The organism is Hymenobacter jeollabukensis (assembly GCF_005771675.1).
In the GTDB taxonomy this organism is placed as follows: Bacteria; Bacteroidota; Bacteroidia; order Cytophagales; family Hymenobacteraceae; genus Solirubrum; species Solirubrum jeollabukense.
Genome location: NZ_VAJM01000002.1, coordinates 571,702 through 590,116 on the forward strand (window position 1 = coordinate 571,702; position 18,415 = coordinate 590,116).

Here is an 18,415-nt window from a genome sequence, read left to right on the forward strand (position 1 = left end):
ATCCTCAGCAGGACGACGCGGCGGCGGGTTTTTGGTCCGGTCACGCGACCGGACGTTCAATAGGTTGGGCTTAGTGCGCCACTACCACGCGCTTGGTCAGCGTCTCAGAGCCGGCTTCGATGCGCAGCAGATAGACCCCGGCGGGCAATTCGGCCACGGGCATGGTGGCTTGCAGACCGGCCGCGCCCAGAGGCTCAACGAGCTGCTGCACCCGTTGCCCCAGGCTGTTGTAAAGGGCCAGCGTCACGCGGTTCACACCACTCAGGCCGGGCACCTGCACCGTGAAGGCTTGGGCGGCCGGGTTCGGGAACACGCCCACGCTGGCAGCCGTCAGGCCGGACTGGGTGGCCGTGGGCCGGGCCGGCGAGAAGCGCAGCTGGAAGCGGCTGAGCATGCTGGTGCTCGTGCCGAGGTTGAACGTGTAGCTGGGCTGCTGCTGCAAGTCGATGGTCTGGCCGGTCTGGGCGTCGTAGAGGAAGGCCTGCATACCGGCCAGGTTCAGCAGCTCGGCCGCGCGCAGGGTGTAGCTGCCGGACTGCGGCACCAGCAGGCGTAGCGGCACCACCGTGGTGGCCGTCAGCACGGGCAGGCCGTTGATGGCCAGCTCGGCGCCGGCCGCCAGGGCCGACAGGTTCAGCCCGTGCGGGTTGCTGAGCTTCAGCGCGTCGTATTCCGTATCGAGGCCGGGCGTGGCGCCGGCCTGGAAGTACACGTAGGCGTCATCGGTCAGGCTGCCGTTGCCCTGCACCGTCAGGCGCACCAGGGGGCGAAGCTCGGCGCCGCGGCGCACGGGGGCCTGCTGGTCGTAGGTGGTGACGCGGTTGGCATTGTTGAGGGTGAGGGAGCCCGAGGTCTGGCCGCTGCTCACGCGCACGAAGAAGGCCTGGGCCGTGCCGACGAGTGAGTTGCCCACGCCGTTGACGTAGCTGCGGTACTGGCCCGCGTACTGCGAGGTGCTTTCGTAGGTATAGAAGGCCGCGTCCATGTTCACGCGCTGCCCGGTCGGAATGGTGCTGAAGTCCAGCGGCGAGGGGTAGGGGTTGCCGATGAGGTTCCAGCCCGCGTCGGCGGCCGTGGCGCCACTATTGCGGGTCAGCGCGATGCTGCCGTTGCTGTTGCCCACCTGCCCGGTGAAGCTCAGCGTGCTGGCGCCCGGCAGCTGCACCGTAAAGCCGGTAAACGCCAGCTGGGCCGCGTCGCTCAGGCTCGTGGGCGACACCCAACCCTTATCGAAGGCCGACAGCGTGGTGGCCGGCGAGGAAGCCAGGCGGCTCTGGTCGTAGCGGAAGATGGTGGGGAAGGGTATGGTCAGGTTGGGCGTAGTCGAGCTGTTGTAGGCCGCGTTGACGACCAGCGCCGTGCCGCCCGAGCCGAAGCTGGCCACCGTGGCATTTGCCACCGGCGCCACCAGGTGGCGGTAGCCCAGGCCGGGGTTCAGCGTCGGGTCGATGTAGCGCTGCACCGTCACGGTCGTGCCCAACACGCTGCCGTTGCCCAGGTTGGCCACCAGGGCCGTGCCCGTCGCGTCGGAGAGCAGCGTGAGGGAGCGGCTGTTGAGGTTCAGGCTGCCCGCGTTCAGCGTCAGCACCTGCCGGACGGCCACGGCCTGCGACAGGGTGAGGGTGTTGCTGTTGGTCGAGGTCAGGTTGCGCACCTGGGCGGGCAGGCCGGTGCCGGTCACCTGCACGCCCGTGCCGTTGTACACGTAATCGGCGTTGGGGCTGAACGTGCGGGTGCCCGTCAGCTGTACGGCGCCGGTGGCCCCGCTGCTGGTGATGCCGGCCGCGTCGCAGATGCTGAGCGTGGCCCCGTCCTGCAGCGTAAACGAACCGGCGCCGGTCAGGGTCTGGCAGTTGGTGTTCAGCGAGCCGCCCGTCTGCACCACGAAGGCCCCGGCCACGTTCACGGTCCCGGTCAGCGTGGCGGCGCCGGTGCCCGTCACGGTGATGTTGTTGTAGCTGCCCGCCGGTACGTTCTGGGTGGTGCTGATGGTCAGGTCCGCCAGGGCATTGACCGTTACCGTCTGCTGGGCCGAGCTGCTGCAGGTCCCACCGTTGCTCACGTCCACGGTGTAGGTCTGGGTGCTGCCGGGCGAGGCCGTTACCGTGGCCGTGTTGGTGGCGCTCAGGCCGGTGGCCGGGCTCCAGGCGTAGGTCGAGGCTACGATGCTGCTCTGGCCGGGCGTCACGTAGCTGGGCGCGTTGGTGAGGGCGCCGTTGTTGGCCCCGGTTTCGTCGGTGGCGGTGCTGCCGCTGCCCTCGTTCAGGCGCCAGAAGCCCGCCAGCCCGGTGGTGCTGCCGGCCGGGGCGGCGTTCATGGTGTTCTGAATTTCGCTTTGGCTGCGCACCGTGCTCCACACCCGCACTTCGTCGATCTGGCCCTGCCAGGACTCGTTCACGAACCCCGGGTTGCTGCCGAACATGAAGCGGTTGACGGTGGTGCCGGTATTGGCCCCGCCGCCGTACACGTATTCCACCCCGTTCTTGTAGAACTTGATGCCCGTCGTGCTGTACACCACGGCCACGTGCTGCCACTGGTTCAGGTCCACGGTGGTCGGCGCCCACACGCTGCTGCCCGTAAACACGCCCCAGTTGTCGGTATTGGCTTCGATAACCAGGCTACGGTCGAAGTTGCCGTCGTCCACTGAGAAGACCGTCTGCCGCACGCCGTGGTTGGTGCGCGTGGGGTACACCCAGGCTTCCCAGGTGCTGTTGGGCAGGGCCGCCGGGGCGGCGTTGAGGTTGGTGGCCACCCGCTGGCTGCTGGCACCGTTGACGCCCGAAAAGCTCAACGCCAGGTTGGGCCGGGCCGTCAGGGCCACCGAGCCGCCGGGGTTGATGGTCGTCGGGCCGCCGGCTACGATGGAGGGCGGCGCCACGTAGTTGATGGTGGCCGTTACGGCCGTGCGCGTGCCGCTTTCCGCGTTGCTGGCGTCCACCGCGCTGACGTAGTAGGTAGTGGTGCCGTAGAGCGTGGGCGTAACGTAGCTGCTGCCGGTAACCCCGCTGATAGCTGTGCCACCGGATGCCTGGGTGTACCAGCGGTACGAGCCGCCGCTGGGCGCCCCGCTGGCCTGGAGCGTGACGGAGCCCGAGCCGCAGCGGCTGGCGCCGGTAGTAGTCGGCGCAAAGATGGCCGTGTTCAGCAGCACGCTGATGGTGTTGTTGTCCCGGTTGGCCGTCACGATGTCGGCTTTCCCGTCGCCGTTCATATCGGCGGCGGCCACACCCCAGGGCCGGCTGCCCGAGCCCGTGGAGTAGGTAGCCGCGGTGCCCAGCGTGCCGTTGCCCGCGCCCAGCAATACGCCCACGGTAGTGCCGGCGCCGCCCGACAGCGGCCCCACGTTGGTGGCTACCACATCGAGGCGGCCGTCGCCGTTGAAGTCGGCTAGGGCTACTTCGCGCGGGTTGGTGGCCCCGGTGGTGTAGGTGCTCATCGTGCCGAACGTGCCGCCCTGGTTCAGCAGCACGCCCACATTATTGCTGTTGTAGTTGGCCACCACCAGGTCGGGGCGGTTGTCGCCGTTCAGGTCACCCAGCTTCAGCCCGGCCGGCGCCGAGCCGACGGGGTACTGCGTGGCCGTACCGAGCGTGCCGTTGCCCGCGCCCAGCAGCACCGATACCGTAGTGCCGTCGGCGCCGCCGAAGTTGCTGGTCACCGCGTCGAGGCGGCCGTCGGCGTTGACGTCGCCCAGGGTCACACCATAGGCGCTGACGCCGCCGGCCCCGGTGTTGAAGAAAGTCGGGGTACCGAAAGCGCCGTTGCCCTGGCCCAGAAATACGCCCAGGGCGCCGTTGCCGACCGTGACGACCGCGTCGAGGCGGCCGTCGGCGTTCAGGTCGCCCAGAGCTACGTTGTAGGCGGAGGCGTTGACGTTGGTGGGGAAGGAGGTAGCGGCCCCGAACGTGCCGCCGGCTTGGCCCAGTAGCACGCTAATACCTAAGGTATTGTTGGTGTTGACTACCACTGCGTCGAGGCGGCCGTCGGCGTTCAGGTCGCCCAGGGCCGTGCCGAACGGCCCGCCGTTAGTCGCCGCGAAGCTGCCGCCGGCAGTGAAGGTGCCGCCGGCCTGGCCCAGCAGCACGCTGACGGCGGCGGAGCTGATACCGGCCGTGATGATGTCGGGCCGCCCGTCGCCGTTCAGGTCGCCCACGGAAGGGTAGCTGGGCCCGCCGGGGGCGGAGTAGCTGGCGAAGGTGGCAAACTGGGCCTGGGCCGGGGCTGCCGTCAGCAGCAGTCCGAGCAAGCCTAACTGTGCCCAGCCGCGCTGGGGCGGCCGGTAAGAGTAAGATTGTGGCATGGTGGAAACGTGTTGGTTCAGTAAGCAGCCCGCCCTGACCAGGCGGGCACAAGGAGTAGAAGAGTTGATAGGCGGCCGGCCGTGGGAAACCCGGGCGGGCACGCAGCAGCAACCCAGGACCGCCGGCTTGGATAAGATGATGCAGGGCAGCTTGGATATTAGCGGGTAAATGTAGTTATATGTCGGGGTCAAGCATCATCGGTGACGAATATTCTGCGCCCGGCTACTACCGGCCGCCGCCCGGTGCTATTGGTAGCCTACTGCCTGACCAACACGATGATGTGAGTTGCGGGTACTTGGCGGAGTCGGGGCTGTCGGGTCACCTTTTCATGTGATGCCACGGCCTTGGCCGCCGACCGGGGCGGCGGCTAGCTTTGGGCTCGTTCCACACCTCCGCCGGCCCGCTATGCAAACTTCGCCCGCCCCCGACATCGTCGAAACCACCCTGCTGCCCGCCGTGCCGCCGCTGCTGGGCCGCCGCACCCTGGCTGGCTCGCACTGGTGCCTGGGTGCCCTGGTCACCCCGCTCATCACCGGCGCCGATACCCACGGCCGCTTCGCCGTGCTCGATATGAGTTTGCGCCGCGGCACCGAGCCGCCGGCCCACACCCACCAGCGCGAGGACGAAACCTACTTCGTACTCGAAGGCCAGCTGCGCTTCTGCTTGGATGAGCAGGTGCTGGTGGCCGGCCCCGGCGACACCGTGCACCTGCCCCGGGGCCGCCGCCACTGCTACCAGCTCGAAACCGAGTACGCCCGCGTGCTGCTGCACCTGGCTCCGGCCGGCTTGGAGCACTGCTTTCAGGCCCTGGCCGAGCCGGCCGCAGCCCTCATCGTGCCCCCGCGCCCCCTCGACCCCGACGTGACCAAGCTGCTGGCCGTGGCCGCCCGCTTCGGCGTCACCTTCGACTGAGCCGGTGGCGAGGTACCGGATGCCGCGCCGCCTCGGCAGCAAATGCTACTTTGTGGGGCCAGCCAACGCCTTAGCCCTCATGAATATTGTCGAGTATCCGCGCAGCCTGCAATGGGTGGGCCACCTGCGCTGCAACCACTGCCAGGGCCTCAACGAAGCCTGGCGCAGCAGCGGCATGAGCGACTGTTTTCCGCACTTCTTCTGCTCCCGCTGTTCCAACGTCATCCACCGCGAAGCCGATAAGGCGCCCATCTACGCGGCGGGTAAGGTCGATGCCGATGTGCTGGCCCAGATTGCGGCCACGCTGCCCTATTGCCCCTGCGGCGGCCGCTTCACGCCCGGCGTTGGGCCTACCTGCGGGCACTGCCAGCAGAAAATCGACCTCATCAAGGACCCGGTGCAGTACCTGCAAAACCCCAACATGGTGGTGATGGACGGCGCCTGCGCCTTTTCCGACGAGCGGCCGCCCTACCAGGTCCGCATTGTGGGTTGAGTCTTTACTCGTCGGCCGGTTCGCCGTTGAGCACCTCGCGCAGCGCGTCCTGGATAAACTCGCCCTCGTAGCCTTTCTGGGTGGCGTAGGCCATCAGCTTCTGCCGACGCTTGTGCGGATTGGGCTCTTTTTCCAGGGCGTTTTTTCGTTCCAGCAGCTCCTTCAGGTTCTGGTAGTACTCGTCGCCGTCGATTTCGCTCAGGCCGGCCTTGATGCAGAACTCCGAGAGGCCGCGCTGCTTGAGCTCCATACGGATGCGGCGGCGGCCCCACTTCTTGAGTCGGTGCTTGCCGCGGGCGAAGGAGCGGGCATACCGCTCGTCGTCGAGCAGCTTCTCGCGCACCAGCCGGATGAGGATTTCGCCGGCCTCGTCCTCGTCAAGGCCATAGCTGCGCAGCTTGTCTTCTACCTCCTTGGAGTTGCGCTCCTGGTAGGCGCAGTAGGCGGCAATTTTCTGGAGGGCTTCGCCGGGCGTGTAGGTTTTGCGCTTGCGCGGGGCTTGGTCGTCGAGGGGCATGGGCGGAAAGCGGCCGGAGCCGTTGGGCGGGTTGCGGGTTCGTCGGAGTAAGGGCTTACGCAGCGGCCGGCGCGCCGGGTGCCTACATTGGAATAGGCCAAAAAAACAGCCGCCGCCCAGAAGGCGGCGGCTGTTCGCTCACATAAACAAGTTGAATCCAAAAAACAAAACCAGCGAACCAGCAGAGGTTCTTTGGGTTCAGCTGCGGCAAGGTAATACGCAGCCTTCACATTTCACACAATATTAAGGAATTAATATCCGTTGCGTGGGATTTAGAAACGAATTGCCCCATTTGCTGCAAGGTTCGCAGCACCTGCGCCTACGGGGCTGAGAATCTGCCAGCAAATTATTCGAGCTAGCAAGTGTTGCGTAAGCCGCGTGATTATGCGATAATACCGGGTTAAGGCTTGGGGGCTGCGGGGCGTGAGCGAACAATCATCCGCCTCCGGGAACGTTCGGTGTGCGCGCCGACGCGGAGCTACCGGTAACGGTCGAACGGAAAAATGCGCCGACGCGGGCAACTCTGCGGGCACTACGCTTATCTACTCCCTAAATTACCTCGCTGTCTTGCGTTTCGGTTGGTTTTATGGTTCGTCGCTTACTCTCCCTGTTGCTTCTGCTGAGCCTCTTACCGCTGCTGGCTTCGGCCGGCATCGTGCGCGGCCGCATCACCGACCCCAAGGGCCAGCCGCTGGGCTTCGCCAACGTGGCCGTGAAAGGAACTCCCACCAACACCGCCTCCAACGAGCAGGGCAACTACCAGCTGCCGCTGCCGGCCGGCCGCTACGAGCTGGTGTTTCAGTTCGTGGGCTACAAGCCGCTGCTGCAGCCGGTGCGCGTGCTCGGCGGCGACACGGCCACGGTGCTGAACATGACGTTGACGCCCGAGCAGTACCAGCTGCGCGAAGTGGTGGTGCGGGCCAAGGACCGCGACCCGGCCTTCGCCATCGTGCAGCACGCCATCGACTGGCGCAGCTACCACAAGCGCGAGGTGGCCGCCTTTACGGCCCGGGGCTACATCAAGGCCCTGGCCCGGCTCAAGGACGTGCCGAACAAGGTGCTGGGCATGTTCAAAGTCGGCCCCGACCTGAAGCCCGGCATCATCTACCTGTCCGAATCGGTGTCGGAGGTATCGTTTCGGCAGCCCAACGTGGTGAAGGAGCGCATGATATCCTCCCGGGTGAGCGGCGACGCCAAGGCTTTCAGCCTGAACCGGGCCGGAGCGGGCCGGGGGCTGAGCTTCTATAACCCGGTGCTGAAGGTGTTTTCGGAGCGCGGCTTCGTCTCGCCGATTGCGCCTAATGCCTTCCTGTTCTACCAGTTTGTGCTGGAAGGCAGCACCATGCAGGACGGGCAGCTGATTCACAAAATCCGCGTGGTGCCGCGCCGCCGCACCGACCCGGTGTTCAGCGGGCACATCTTCGTGGCGGATGGCACCTGGCGGCTGCACTCGGTGTCGCTCACGCTGAATGAGGACGCCCAGCTCGACTACGTCGACCACGTGCGCATCGACCAACAGTTTGTGCCCGCGCCCGGGGCCCCGCACGTGTGGGTAATGCAAAGCCAGACCCTGACGGCCAATATTTCGGCCTTCGGCTTCAAGGGCAACGCCTACCTGACGGCCGTGTTTTCGCAGTACCGCGTGACGCCGACCTACCCCGGCCGCCCCGAACCGGCTGCCCCGGCCCCGGCAGCGCCCACGAACGAGCCCGTGCACGCCGAAACCGTGGCCGAGGCCAAGCAGCAGCGCCCCGCCGCCCGCCAGGCCAGCCGGCAGGCCAAGCGCCAGAGCCGCAAAACCGTGCAGGCCGCCCTCGACTCGGCCGGGCGGCGTGGCAACCTGCTGGAAGTGGAAAAACTGGCCGCCGGCGAAGTCATGCGCGTGGAGAAGGGCGCCAACGAGCGGGACAGCGCCTACTGGAGCCAGGTGCGCCCGGTGCCGCTCACCGACGAGGAAGTGAAGGACTACCACCTGAAGGACAGCACCGAGGCCATTCGCAACTCCAAGCCCTACCAGGATTCGCTGGACCGCATCCGGAACAAGTTCAGCATGCAGCAGTTCATCTCGCTGGGCTACAACTACAACAACACCCACACAAAGCAGTCTTACGCCGTCAAGCCGCTGGTGTACATGCTGCAGTACAGCACCGTGGAGGGCACCATCGTCAACCCCGAGCTGACCTACTCGCGCTACACCGACGACGAGCGGCGCTTCTGGCTGACGCCCTCCCTGCGCTACGGCGTGGCGGCCAAGCTCTTCAGCCCTTCGGTGGAGCTGAACTGGCAGCACGACGCGCAGAAGCTGGCGCGCTGGCAGCTGCAGGTGGGCCGCACCGTCGAAAACTTCGACCCGAACACCCAGCTCACGCCGATTATCAACACTTCGGCCACGCTGTTTCGCAACCACAACTACGCCAAGTACTACCAGCGCCGCGGGGCCGAAATCGGCTACCTGACCGAGGTCATCAACGGCCTGCAGGTGCGCGGGGCGGTGAGTTACTTCGACCGGCGCGAGCTGGAAAACTCGACCATCAACCTGATTCGCGACATTCCGGGCCGGGCCTTCACGCCCAACGACCCGGTGGCGCTGGAGCTGCCCGGCGGCACCGGCTTCGGCCGTAGCCGGGCGCTGAGCTCGGAGCTATGGCTGAGCTGGCGGCCGGGCCAGCGCTACATCACTCGCCCCGACGGCAAAATCAACCTTGGCTCGCGCTACCCCACCTTCCGCCTCACCTGGCGGCAGGGCTGGCACGCCCCCGGCTCCGACGTGCGGTACACCTTCCTGGAAGCGGGCATCCGGCAGACGGTGCAGTTCGGGCTGCTGGGCACCAGCTCGTACCGCCTCAGCGCGGGCGGCTTCCTGGGCAAGCCGCAGCTGGCCTTCATGGATTACCGGCAGTTTTCGGGCAACCGCTTTTTCCTGGCGGCCGACTTCTCGCGCTTTCAGCTGCTCGATTACTACAAATACGCCACCCGGGAGCGGTTCGTGGAAGGCCACTTCGACCACCATTTCAACGGCTTCTTCCTGAACAAAATCCCGCTGATGCGCCGCTTGAAGTGGCAGGAAGTGGGCTCGGTGAACTACCTCTACACGCCCACCGCCGGGCAGTACGTGGAGCTGGGCGCCGGCATAGAGCACATTTTCAAGCTGGCACGCCTGGATTACTACGCCTCGTTCCAGTCGGGCCAGAAGCTGACCCACGGCTTCCGCGTCGGCATTGGGTTCTAAAGGGCTGATTGACCAGCTGCCGGCGGCACAGGGCAGCGGTAGCACTGGCCGTCATTGCGAGCAACGCGAAGCAATCTTTCCTCCAGTAGCACCACCGAGCCAATACTTTCTGACCGCAAACGGCACCGCCCGAAACTAGCGTCTGCCGTTTCGGGTGGTGCCGTTTGCGGTTTCTGCCAGTTGCGCCGTCGTGCCGCGAGAGGAAGGATTGGCTACGCCTTCCTGCGGGTGCCGCGCTTTGCTCGCAATGACGGCCGGTACTACCGCCGTTATGCGCTGATCCGCCGCGCTGCCGACGGTTCAATCTACCTTTGCGGCAGAATTCCGCCGCCTATGCTCACCTTCGCCGACCTGCCCGCCCTCACCGGCGGCGCGCTGCTCCAGGCTCCCGCCGAGGCTGCCGCGCCCGTGCTGACTTTGCTGCTCGACAGCCGCCGCGTGGTGCAGGCCGCCGGCACGCTGTTCGTGGCCCTGCGCGGCCCCCACCACGACGGCCACCAGTACCTGCCCGAGCTATACCAGCAGGGCGTGCGGCTGTTTCTGGTGGATCGAGCCGACTTGATTCCGGGCGGCGTGGCGGCGTACCCCGAAGCCGGCTTCGTGCTGGTGGCTGATGCCCTGGCGGCGCTGCAAGCTATTGCCGCCGCGCACCGGGCCGCCTTTCCGGCGCTGCCGGTACTGGCCGTAACGGGCTCCAACGGCAAAACCATCGTGAAGGAGTGGCTGGCCCAGCTGCTGAGCCCCGACGAGCTGATCTGCCGCTCGCCGCGCTCCTACAACTCGCAGGTGGGCGTGCCGCTGAGCGTGTGGGAGCTGCGCCCGGCGCACACCTTGGGCATCTTTGAAGCGGGCATTTCCGAGCCGGGCGAGATGCAGCGCCTGGCCGCCGTGATTCAGCCCACGCTGGGTTTGTTCACCAACCTCGGCCCGGCCCACGACGCAGGCTTTGCCTCGCGCCAGCAAAAAGCGGCCGAGAAGATGCGGCTGTTCCAGGGCGTCGACACGCTGTTCTACTGCCACGACCACGCCGAGGTGCACGAAGCTGCCGCCGCGCTGCCGCCCACGGTGCAGCGCCTGACCTGGTCGCGCCACGGCGCCCCCGAAGCGCAGGTGCAGGTGCGCGTGGAGCCCGGCGCCGACCCCGGCCAAACCCTGGCCCACGTGCGCTATGAGCAGGCCGAGCACCCGTTCACCCTGCCCTTCGCCGACGAGCCCTCGGTGGAAAACGCCCTGCACTGCCTCGCGGTGCTGCTCTGGCGCGGGCTGCCCGCCGCCGAGGTGCAGCGCCGTCTGCTGCGCCTGCAGCCGGTGGCCATGCGCCTGGAGATGAAGCAGGCCATCCACGACTGCTACGTGCTCGACGACACTTACAACAACGACCTCACCGGCCTCGACCTAGCTCTGGACGCGCTGCGCCGCCAGCCCCGGCGTGGCCGCCACACCCTCATCCTCTCCGACGTGCTCGAATCGGGCTTGCCGGCCGAGGAGCTGTACCAGCGCGTGGCCGAGCTGGCCCGGCGCCACGGCGTGCAGCGCCTGCTGGCCGTGGGCCCCGAAATCGGCCGGCACGCTGAGACTTTGCAAGCGGCCGTGCCCGAGTGCGCGTTCTTCGCCGATACCGCCGCGCTGCTGCGCTGGTTTCAGCCCGACTACTTCCGCAACGAAACCATTCTGGTGAAAGGCGCCCGCCGCTTCGAGTTCGAGCGGGTGGTGACGGCCTTTCAGCGCCAGATTCACGGCACCGTGCTCGAAGTCAACCTCGACGCGCTGGTGCACAACCTCAACTACTACCGCGCCCGCCTGCAGCCCGGCACCCGGCTGATGGTGATGGTCAAGGCCTTTGCCTACGGCAGCGGCTCTTATGAAGTAGCCAGTCTGCTGGAGTTTCACCGCGTCGACTACCTCGCCGTAGCCTACACCGACGAAGGCGTGCAGCTGCGGGAGCACGGCATTTCGCTGCCCATCATGGTGATGAACCCCTCGCCGGATTCCTTCGCCCTGCTGCGGCAGTACCACTTGGAGCCCGAAATCTACTCCTTCGCCCGGCTGCGCGAGTACCTCAAGGCGGCCGAGGACGGGCCCTTGCCCGCTATTCACCTCAAGCTCGACACCGGTATGCGCCGCCTGGGCTTCGCCGAGGACGACCTGCCCGAACTGCTGCTCCTGCTGCAGCGCCACGCCGGCACCCTGCGCGTGGCCAGCGCCCTCACCCACTTGGCCGGCGCCGACGAGGAGCAGCACAACAGCTTCTCCCACCAGCAATTGGCGGCGTTTCGGCGCATGACGGCCCGGCTCGAAGCGGCGTTGGGCCACGCCGTCATCAAGCACGCGCTGAACTCGCCGGGCATCATGCGCTTTCCGGAGGCGCAGTTTGACATGGTGCGCCTGGGCATCGGGCTCTACGGAGTGGAGGCGGCCGGGCTGGCGCCCGAGGCCCTGCAGCCCGTCAGTACCCTGCGCACCACGGTGTCGCAGCTGAAGCGGCTGCCGGCGGGCGAAACCGTGGGCTACGGCCGCCGCGGCGAAGCGGCCGACCACGACCGGCGCATTGCCACCCTGGCCATCGGCTACGCCGACGGCTACGACCGGCGCTTTTCGCGGGGTGGGGGCGAGGTGCTCATCCGGGGCCAGCGCGCGCCTATCATCGGCAACGTGTGCATGGACATGTGCATGGTCGACGTGACGGGCATTCCGGACGTGCAGGAGGGCGACGCGGCCGTGCTCTTCGGCGCCGGCCTGCCCCTGACGGAGCTGGCCAGCCGCATCGGCACCATTCCCTACGAGCTGCTGACCAACGTGAGCGAGCGGGTCAAGCGCGTGTTCGTGGCCGAATAAGCGGCGGTTAGCAGGACAGGTACCGGCTTGACGTCAAGCCGGCAGGAATAAGGCGCCCCGGCCGCTCGGCGCCTACCCGTTTCTAGACGACGATTGGAGAAGCGGACGGAAACCGTTCGGCCAGTGTCGGTGCGCATTCAGCGAGAATTAGATGTAGTTGGTTAAGGTAATCCGCCTATTTATTCTGTGAAAAGTTAACTATTATGTTTTTTGTTATAGTTTTGGTTCGTTGATTCATGTTCAATTTGGAATCAACCGTCTACTTCGCTCCCCACACCTGTTGCTAATGAAACAACTCTTTACTCATCTTGGCCTAGCCAGCCTGGGCCTTTATGCCGTTGTGTCTCCGCTCAATACCCTGGCTCAGAGCCGCAACGCCAGCCTGAGCGGCACGGTTAAATCGGATAAGGACGAATTAGTTGTTAGCGCTTCAGTAGTTGCCATTCACATGCCCACGGGCATCCGCCGCACGAGCACGACCGACGCGTTCGGCAACTTCTCGATTCCGGATATGCTGCCCGGCGGTCCGTTTACTCTACAGATTCTGCAGTCCGGTTTTCGCACCCAGGTGCTCACCAACGTCTTCCTGACCGCGGAAAAGCCCACCCAGCTGGAGTTTACCCTCGTGCCCGAGGTGGTAGCCGTGGGTACCCGCCGCAGCGACCGTACTTTGCTCGAATCGGCCGTGCCCGTCGACGTTATCGACATGCGCGAGCTGGCCCTGACGGCCCCGCAAACCGACCTGACGCAGGCGCTGCATTACGCGGTGCCCTCCTTCAACTCGACGCGCCAGACCTCGGCCGACGGCGCCGACCATATCGACCCCATCAGCCTGCGCGGCCTCGCGCCCGACCAGGCCCTGGTGCTCATCAACGGCAAGCGCTACCACACCACCGGCCTGATCAACCTGCTCGGCAGCCGCGGCGTGGGCTCGGTCAACTACGACCTGAACGCCTTCGGCTCCAATGCCCTGGACCGGGTGGAAATCCTGCGCGACGGGGCCGCCGCCCAGTACGGCTCCGACGCCATTGCGGGCGTTATCAACCTGAACCTGAAGTCGGACAACCACGGCGGCAACGCCCTGCTGAGCACCGGCGTGACCAGCCAGGGCGACGGATTTACCAGCCTGCTGAGCCTGAACCGCGGCGTGCAGCTGGGCAAGAAAGGCTTCCTGAACGTAACGGCCGAGGCCGACTACCGCGGCGCTACCACCCGCGGCACGGCCCAGCGCGACATCCGCTCCTGGCCGGTATTTTCCTACGACGCGCAGGAAGAAGCCGATCAGCTGGCCGCCAGCGGCAAGTCATACAACGACTTCCGCCAAGTCAACGGCGACGCGAAGATTCACAACCTGCGCGGCAGCTACAACCTGAGCGTGCCCCTGTCGGCCACTTCCGACAAAAACCGCTTCTACTCCTTCGGCGGCTACAACTGGCGGCGCGGGCAGGCCGTGGCCCCCTGGGTGCTGCCCGCCTCCGCCGACGTCGACATCGTCGAAAGCATCTATCCCTACGGCTACCAGCCCCACATCAACACCCACGTGCAGGACGGCTCGGCCGTGGCCGGCTTCACCTTCGGGCTGGGCCAGTGGAGCCTCGACGTAAGCCACGTGCTGGGCGCCAACCGCATGCGCTACGACCTGAGCAACTCGCTCAACAGCTCGCTCGGGGCCGCGTCGCCGCGCAGCTTCGAGGCTGGGGGCTTCCAGTTCGTGCAGAACGTGAGCAACGTGACCATGAACCGGCTGTTCCCGAAAGTGCTGGCCGGTACCAACGTCGCCTTTGGCGGGGAATTCCGCGCCGACCACTACGAAATTGTGGCCGGCGAAGAGGCTTCGTGGAAAGACTACGGCCGCGGCAAAGTGGGCGCTTCGGCCGGTTCGCAGGGCTTTATCGGCTTCGACCCCACTTCCGCCGTCACCGGCAACCGCACCAACGTGGGCGCATTCCTCGACGTGGAAGCCGACGTGACCAAGCGCTGGACCGTGGGCACCGCGCTGCGCTACGAAAATTACTCCGACTTCGGCTCGGCGTTCATCTACAAAGGCTCGACGCGCCTGCAGCTGGCCAAGAAAATAGCCCTGCGCGCCGCCTACAACACCGGTTTCCGGGCCCCGGCCCTGCAGCAGGTGCTCTACCGCCAGCTCACGCTGCTGCCCACCTCCAACGGCAACGTGTACTCGGGCATTTTCAACAACCAGAGCGACGTGGCCCGCGCCGCCGGCATCGGCCGCCTGCGCCCCGAAAAGTCGCGCAACGTCAGCGCCGGCCTCGTGCTGATGCCTTCGCCGAAGTTCACCTTCACGGCCGATGCCTACCAGATTGACATCGATGACCGCATCATCCTCTCGGGCATTTTCGGCAACGACACCACCGGTACCCGCGCGGCTTTCAACGAAGCTCTGGTGCGCGCCAACGCCGACAACGCGCAGTTCTTCACCAACGCCGTGGATACCCGCACCCGTGGCCTCGACCTGGTGGCTACGTACCGCAATAGCCTCGGCCGTGGCACCCTCCACGTGAGCCTGGCCGCCAACTTCAACCAGACCAGCATCCGGGCGCTGAAGGTGCCGGCCGCCTTCCAGCCCCTGCAAACCGACAACATCCCCGGCAACGACTACATCGACCAGCGTCAACTCTCGCTGATCGAAACCGGCAACCCGCACACCAAAATCATCCTGAACACCGGCTACGAAATCGGCAAGTTCAACGTGCTGCTGCGCAACTTGTACTTCGGCAGCGTGCACACCTACGACTTCAACTTCGACCCGCTCGACGAAGGCAGCGTGTACATGTCGTTCCGTCCCAAAACGTCGACCGACCTGATGCTGACCTTCAAGCCTACCAAGGCCGTCATGCTCACGGCCGGCGTCAACAACCTGCTGAACGTGTACCCCGACGACGTGTACACGGCCACCTACAAAAATGGCCGTCCGCCGGTCGGGTTCAAGTCGTTTGACCAGTTCAATACCTACTTCGAAAACAAGTACGGCCGCCCCTCCAACCTGCCCTACGACTTCGACATTCTGCCCTACCAGTCGCAGCAGATGAGCTTCAACGGCCGTTTTTTCTACCTGAAAGCCGCCTACAACATTGGGCTGTAGCCGCCTATCCGGAAATGCCCGCTAGATTCATTTGAGTTTACTGGGTTATTCTGATAATAAATTTGATTATGTTCGTATGTCGAAACGCGCCTATCCGTTTCGGCTGCACCTTTCCGCTCTGCTTGCCTACTCCACCTAGCCATGAAGCAACGTCTACATCTTTACTTTAAAGCCTTTGGCTGTCTGCTGCTGATCATCGCCGGATTCAGCGCGCAGGCCGGACCTGCCCTCGACGGTTTCTGGAAGGGGCCGCTCAAAGTACCCGGCGGGCAATGGGAAGTTATTTTCCGCGTAGTCACGCTCACCGGCGGCAAGTACTTCGCCACCCTCGACGTGCCGATGCAGAAAGTCACCCGCATGAACGTTGACGTGCAGCTGCACGGCGACACGGTCATGTTCGTGGCGGAAGAAGCGGCCAGCCAGTTTGTGGGCCGCCTGGCCGCCGATGGCAAGCACGTGGAAGGCACCTGGCAGCAGCCGGGCCTGAAAGCGCCCATGACGCTGGAATACAGCGTGCCGCCCGCCAGCACCAGCACCAAGGTGCGCCTGACGCCGCCCTACCGCGAAGAGGAAGTCACCTTCACCAATATTCCGGTGAACCTGCGCATGGCCGGCATGCTCACCGTGCCCCCCGGTAAAGGCCCGTTCCCGGCCGTGGTGCTGGTGTCGGATGCCGGCGCCCAGGACCGCGACGCCACCGTGGGCGAGTACCGCCCCATGGGTAGCCTGGCCGATTTTCTGACCCGCCGCGGCATTGCCGTGCTGCGCGTGGACGACCGCGGCGTGGGCCAGTCGGGCGGTACGCCAGCCGCGGCCACCACGGCCGAGCTGGTGGCCGACGTGCAGGCCGCCCTGAACTTCCTGCGGGCCCGCCCCGAAGTAGATCTGTCGCACCTGGGCGTCATCGGGCACGGCGAGGGCGGCAACGTGGCCTTGCTGGCCGCCGCGCAGCCCCTGCCCCCGGCGTTTGTGGTGACGCTGGCCGCCCACGGCCTGCCCGGCCGCGACATCGTGGTGCAGCAGCAGGCCAACACGCTCCGTTCCCTGGGCACCGACCCGGCCCAGATCGAGGCGGCGTCCAAGCGCCAGCAGGCCATGCTCGACATCATTCAGCAGACCCAGGACAACAGCCAGGCCCAGGCCATCGTGGCCAACATGCTGCGTCAGAACAACGAGGCCATCGACCAGGCCACGGCCCAGGCCAGCGCCGCCGAGCTGACCTCGCCCCGTTACCGTCACTTCCTGAGCTTCAATCCTGCTGAGAAACTGACTGGTGTGAACTGCCCGGTGCTGCTGCTGCACGGCACCGCCGACACCTACGCCGCCGCCGAACCCAACCTCTCATTGCTGGCCAAGGGCCTGAAAGGCAATAAAAACGTGGTCAGCAAGAAGCTCAACGGCGTCAACCACCTGTTCCAGTCCGACCCGGCCGAATGGCCCATCGTGGCCGGGCAGCAGCGCGAAACGTTTTCGCCCCAGGCCCAGGAAATGATCCGCGAGTGGATCATTGGCCAGGCCAAAAAGCAGTAGCCGCTGCCCTGAGGGTGCCTGGCACCTCTTGGAGCAGACCTTTTTCCTACAACCACCGCACCTGAAACTAAAAGGCCGGCCCGCACATTGCGGGCCGGCCTTTTAGTTTCAGGTGGCGAATGGAGGCGCTTACTTGTAGACGTCAACCTCGGCCTTAATCATAGCGTTGTAGCGCAGACCCGAGCCGTTCGACATCGTAATCAGGCTCCAGCCCTTGCCCATGGAGTAGGTCCAGGTGCGGCTTTCCTTGAATTCGAAGGTCGGGCGCATGATCTGGCCGTAGGGCGTGTAGTTGTCCATGAAGTTGGTGGTGTAGAACTTGTCGCCCGACACAATCCATTCCATGGCCACGAAGAATCCTTCGTCGGGGGCCGGAATGTTGTAGGGCGTCATGTCCACCGTGAACCAGGAGCCGCCGCCCGGGGCCGATACCACCACGTTTTCGGTGAGCAGGTCGGTGTTGGGGGCGTTGTAGTCGCCGTCGTTCTTGTAGATGCGCACGCGGAAGGGTTCCTTCGGGAAGCCGTGTTCCCCGATGTAGAACGACACGGTGCGGATCATGCCCAGCTTCTTGCCCTTCTCGTTTTTCACGAAGAAGGCGTACTGGCTGCCCGGCATGCCCTGAATCATCCCCTCGCCGGGGTTGTTGTTGCGGGCGCCCATGTCGCTGGATTTCACCTTGCCGGCTTCCACCGTCACGTTCTTCAGCACGATGTTGCGCTTCTCCACCTCGATGATCATGTCCTCGAGCTTGTCGGCCTTGCGCACCACCACGGCCTTGCGCAGGTAACCCAGCGCCTGCACGACCAGGGAGTCCTGCTCGGTTTTGTCGGGCTTGGCCATCTGGAAGAAGCCGTACTCGTTGGTCAACGCGCCGGTTCCTTCCTCTTTGAGGCCAATGGAGGCGAAAGGGATAGGCTCTTTGGTCTTGGAGTCGACCACGCGGCCGGTGATGCGGTTATCCTGCGCACTTGCCAACTGCGGGAGCAACCAACCTAGCGCAACGAAGAAAAGTAAGCGTCTGAGCATAAGCGTTGGATTATACCCCAAAAATACAAGCCACCGGGCCTTGGATTGCAAGTCCGCTAAGAATATTTATAAGAATGCAATTCCGCAAAGCCTAAGTGCTAACGCCCGTTTCGGATGGCCCGCCAAAATCCCCGGCTTTTGGCAGAAACCTTTGCAGGTAGTACCTTTGTTTATAGCTTGTCTAAATAATCCCCACCCGCCCGTGCCCGCTCCAGCTGCCCCCACCACCACGCCCCGCAGTGTGAAGGATCTGCGCCTCGGCGAAACCGGCACCATCTGCTGCCTCAACGACCCCGAAATGGCGCTCAAGCTGCTGGAAATGGGCTGCATTCCGGGCACCAAGGTGACGCTGAACGGCCGCGCGCCGCTGGGCTGTCCCATCACGCTGCACGTCGACGGGGAGTACACCCTGTCGCTGCGGGTGAGTGAGGCGGCCACGATACTGCTGAAAGATTAACGGGAACGG

At 65.2% G+C, this 18,415-nt stretch carries 10 protein-coding genes; 7 read left to right on the forward strand and 3 right to left on the reverse strand.

The features are described 5' to 3' along the window. Positions 1-70: 70 nt before the first annotated feature. Positions 71-4,300 (reverse strand): FG-GAP-like repeat-containing protein, encoded by a 4,230-nt coding sequence (locus tag FDY95_RS06505; RefSeq protein ID WP_138075934.1) that lies wholly within the window; start codon positions 4,298-4,300, stop codon positions 71-73. A gap of 406 nt (positions 4,301-4,706) precedes the next feature. On the opposite strand from FDY95_RS06505, the gene FDY95_RS06510 reads away from it, so the two are divergent. Together FDY95_RS06510 and FDY95_RS06515 are read left to right on the forward strand one after the other, a co-directional pair. Beyond that, entirely contained in the window at positions 4,707-5,213 is a 507-nt protein-coding gene (locus tag FDY95_RS06510; protein ID WP_171025556.1) for a cupin domain-containing protein, read from the forward strand. A gap of 79 nt (positions 5,214-5,292) precedes the next feature. Further along, positions 5,293-5,706, forward strand: coding sequence for a hypothetical protein (locus FDY95_RS06515; RefSeq protein WP_138075936.1), 414 nt, complete (start codon positions 5,293-5,295; stop codon positions 5,704-5,706). 4 nt (positions 5,707-5,710) lie between these two features. Here the strand turns inward: FDY95_RS06515 and FDY95_RS06520 are convergent, their stop codons facing one another. After that, a complete protein-coding gene (locus FDY95_RS06520; RefSeq protein WP_138075937.1) occupies positions 5,711-6,223 on the reverse strand; it encodes a regulatory protein RecX in 513 nt (170 codons plus the stop codon). A gap of 586 nt (positions 6,224-6,809) precedes the next feature. On the opposite strand from FDY95_RS06520, the gene FDY95_RS06525 reads away from it, so the two are divergent. The 4 genes from FDY95_RS06525 to FDY95_RS06540 all read left to right on the forward strand — a co-directional run bounded on the left by FDY95_RS06525 (position 6,810) and on the right by FDY95_RS06540 (position 16,920). Next, complete coding sequence (locus FDY95_RS06525) at positions 6,810-9,452, forward strand: DUF5686 and carboxypeptidase regulatory-like domain-containing protein (RefSeq protein ID WP_138075938.1); 2,643 nt, start codon at positions 6,810-6,812, stop codon at positions 9,450-9,452. A gap of 333 nt (positions 9,453-9,785) precedes the next feature. Continuing rightward, positions 9,786-12,287: a bifunctional UDP-N-acetylmuramoyl-tripeptide:D-alanyl-D-alanine ligase/alanine racemase gene (locus tag FDY95_RS06530; RefSeq protein ID WP_138075939.1), complete on the forward strand. Its 2,502-nt coding sequence runs from the start codon at positions 9,786-9,788 to the stop codon at positions 12,285-12,287. A 340-nt stretch (positions 12,288-12,627) separates the two neighbouring features. After that, entirely contained in the window at positions 12,628-15,390 is a 2,763-nt protein-coding gene (locus tag FDY95_RS06535) for a TonB-dependent receptor (protein WP_171025557.1), read from the forward strand. Between the two features lie 141 nt (positions 15,391-15,531). Continuing rightward, positions 15,532-16,920 (forward strand): alpha/beta hydrolase family protein, encoded by a 1,389-nt coding sequence (locus tag FDY95_RS06540; RefSeq protein WP_138075941.1) that lies wholly within the window; start codon positions 15,532-15,534, stop codon positions 16,918-16,920. 129 nt (positions 16,921-17,049) lie between these two features. Here the strand turns inward: FDY95_RS06540 and FDY95_RS06545 are convergent, their stop codons facing one another. Beyond that, entirely contained in the window at positions 17,050-17,949 is a 900-nt protein-coding gene (locus FDY95_RS06545) for a carboxypeptidase-like regulatory domain-containing protein (protein WP_138075942.1), read from the reverse strand. 202 nt (positions 17,950-18,151) lie between these two features. Here FDY95_RS06545 and FDY95_RS06550 point away from each other — a divergent pair, with 202 nt between their 5' ends. Next, the gene (locus FDY95_RS06550) at positions 18,152-18,406 is read left to right on the forward strand and encodes a FeoA family protein (protein WP_138075943.1); all 255 of its coding nucleotides are present in this window, start codon (positions 18,152-18,154) and stop codon (positions 18,404-18,406) included. Positions 18,407-18,415 lie beyond the last annotated feature (9 nt).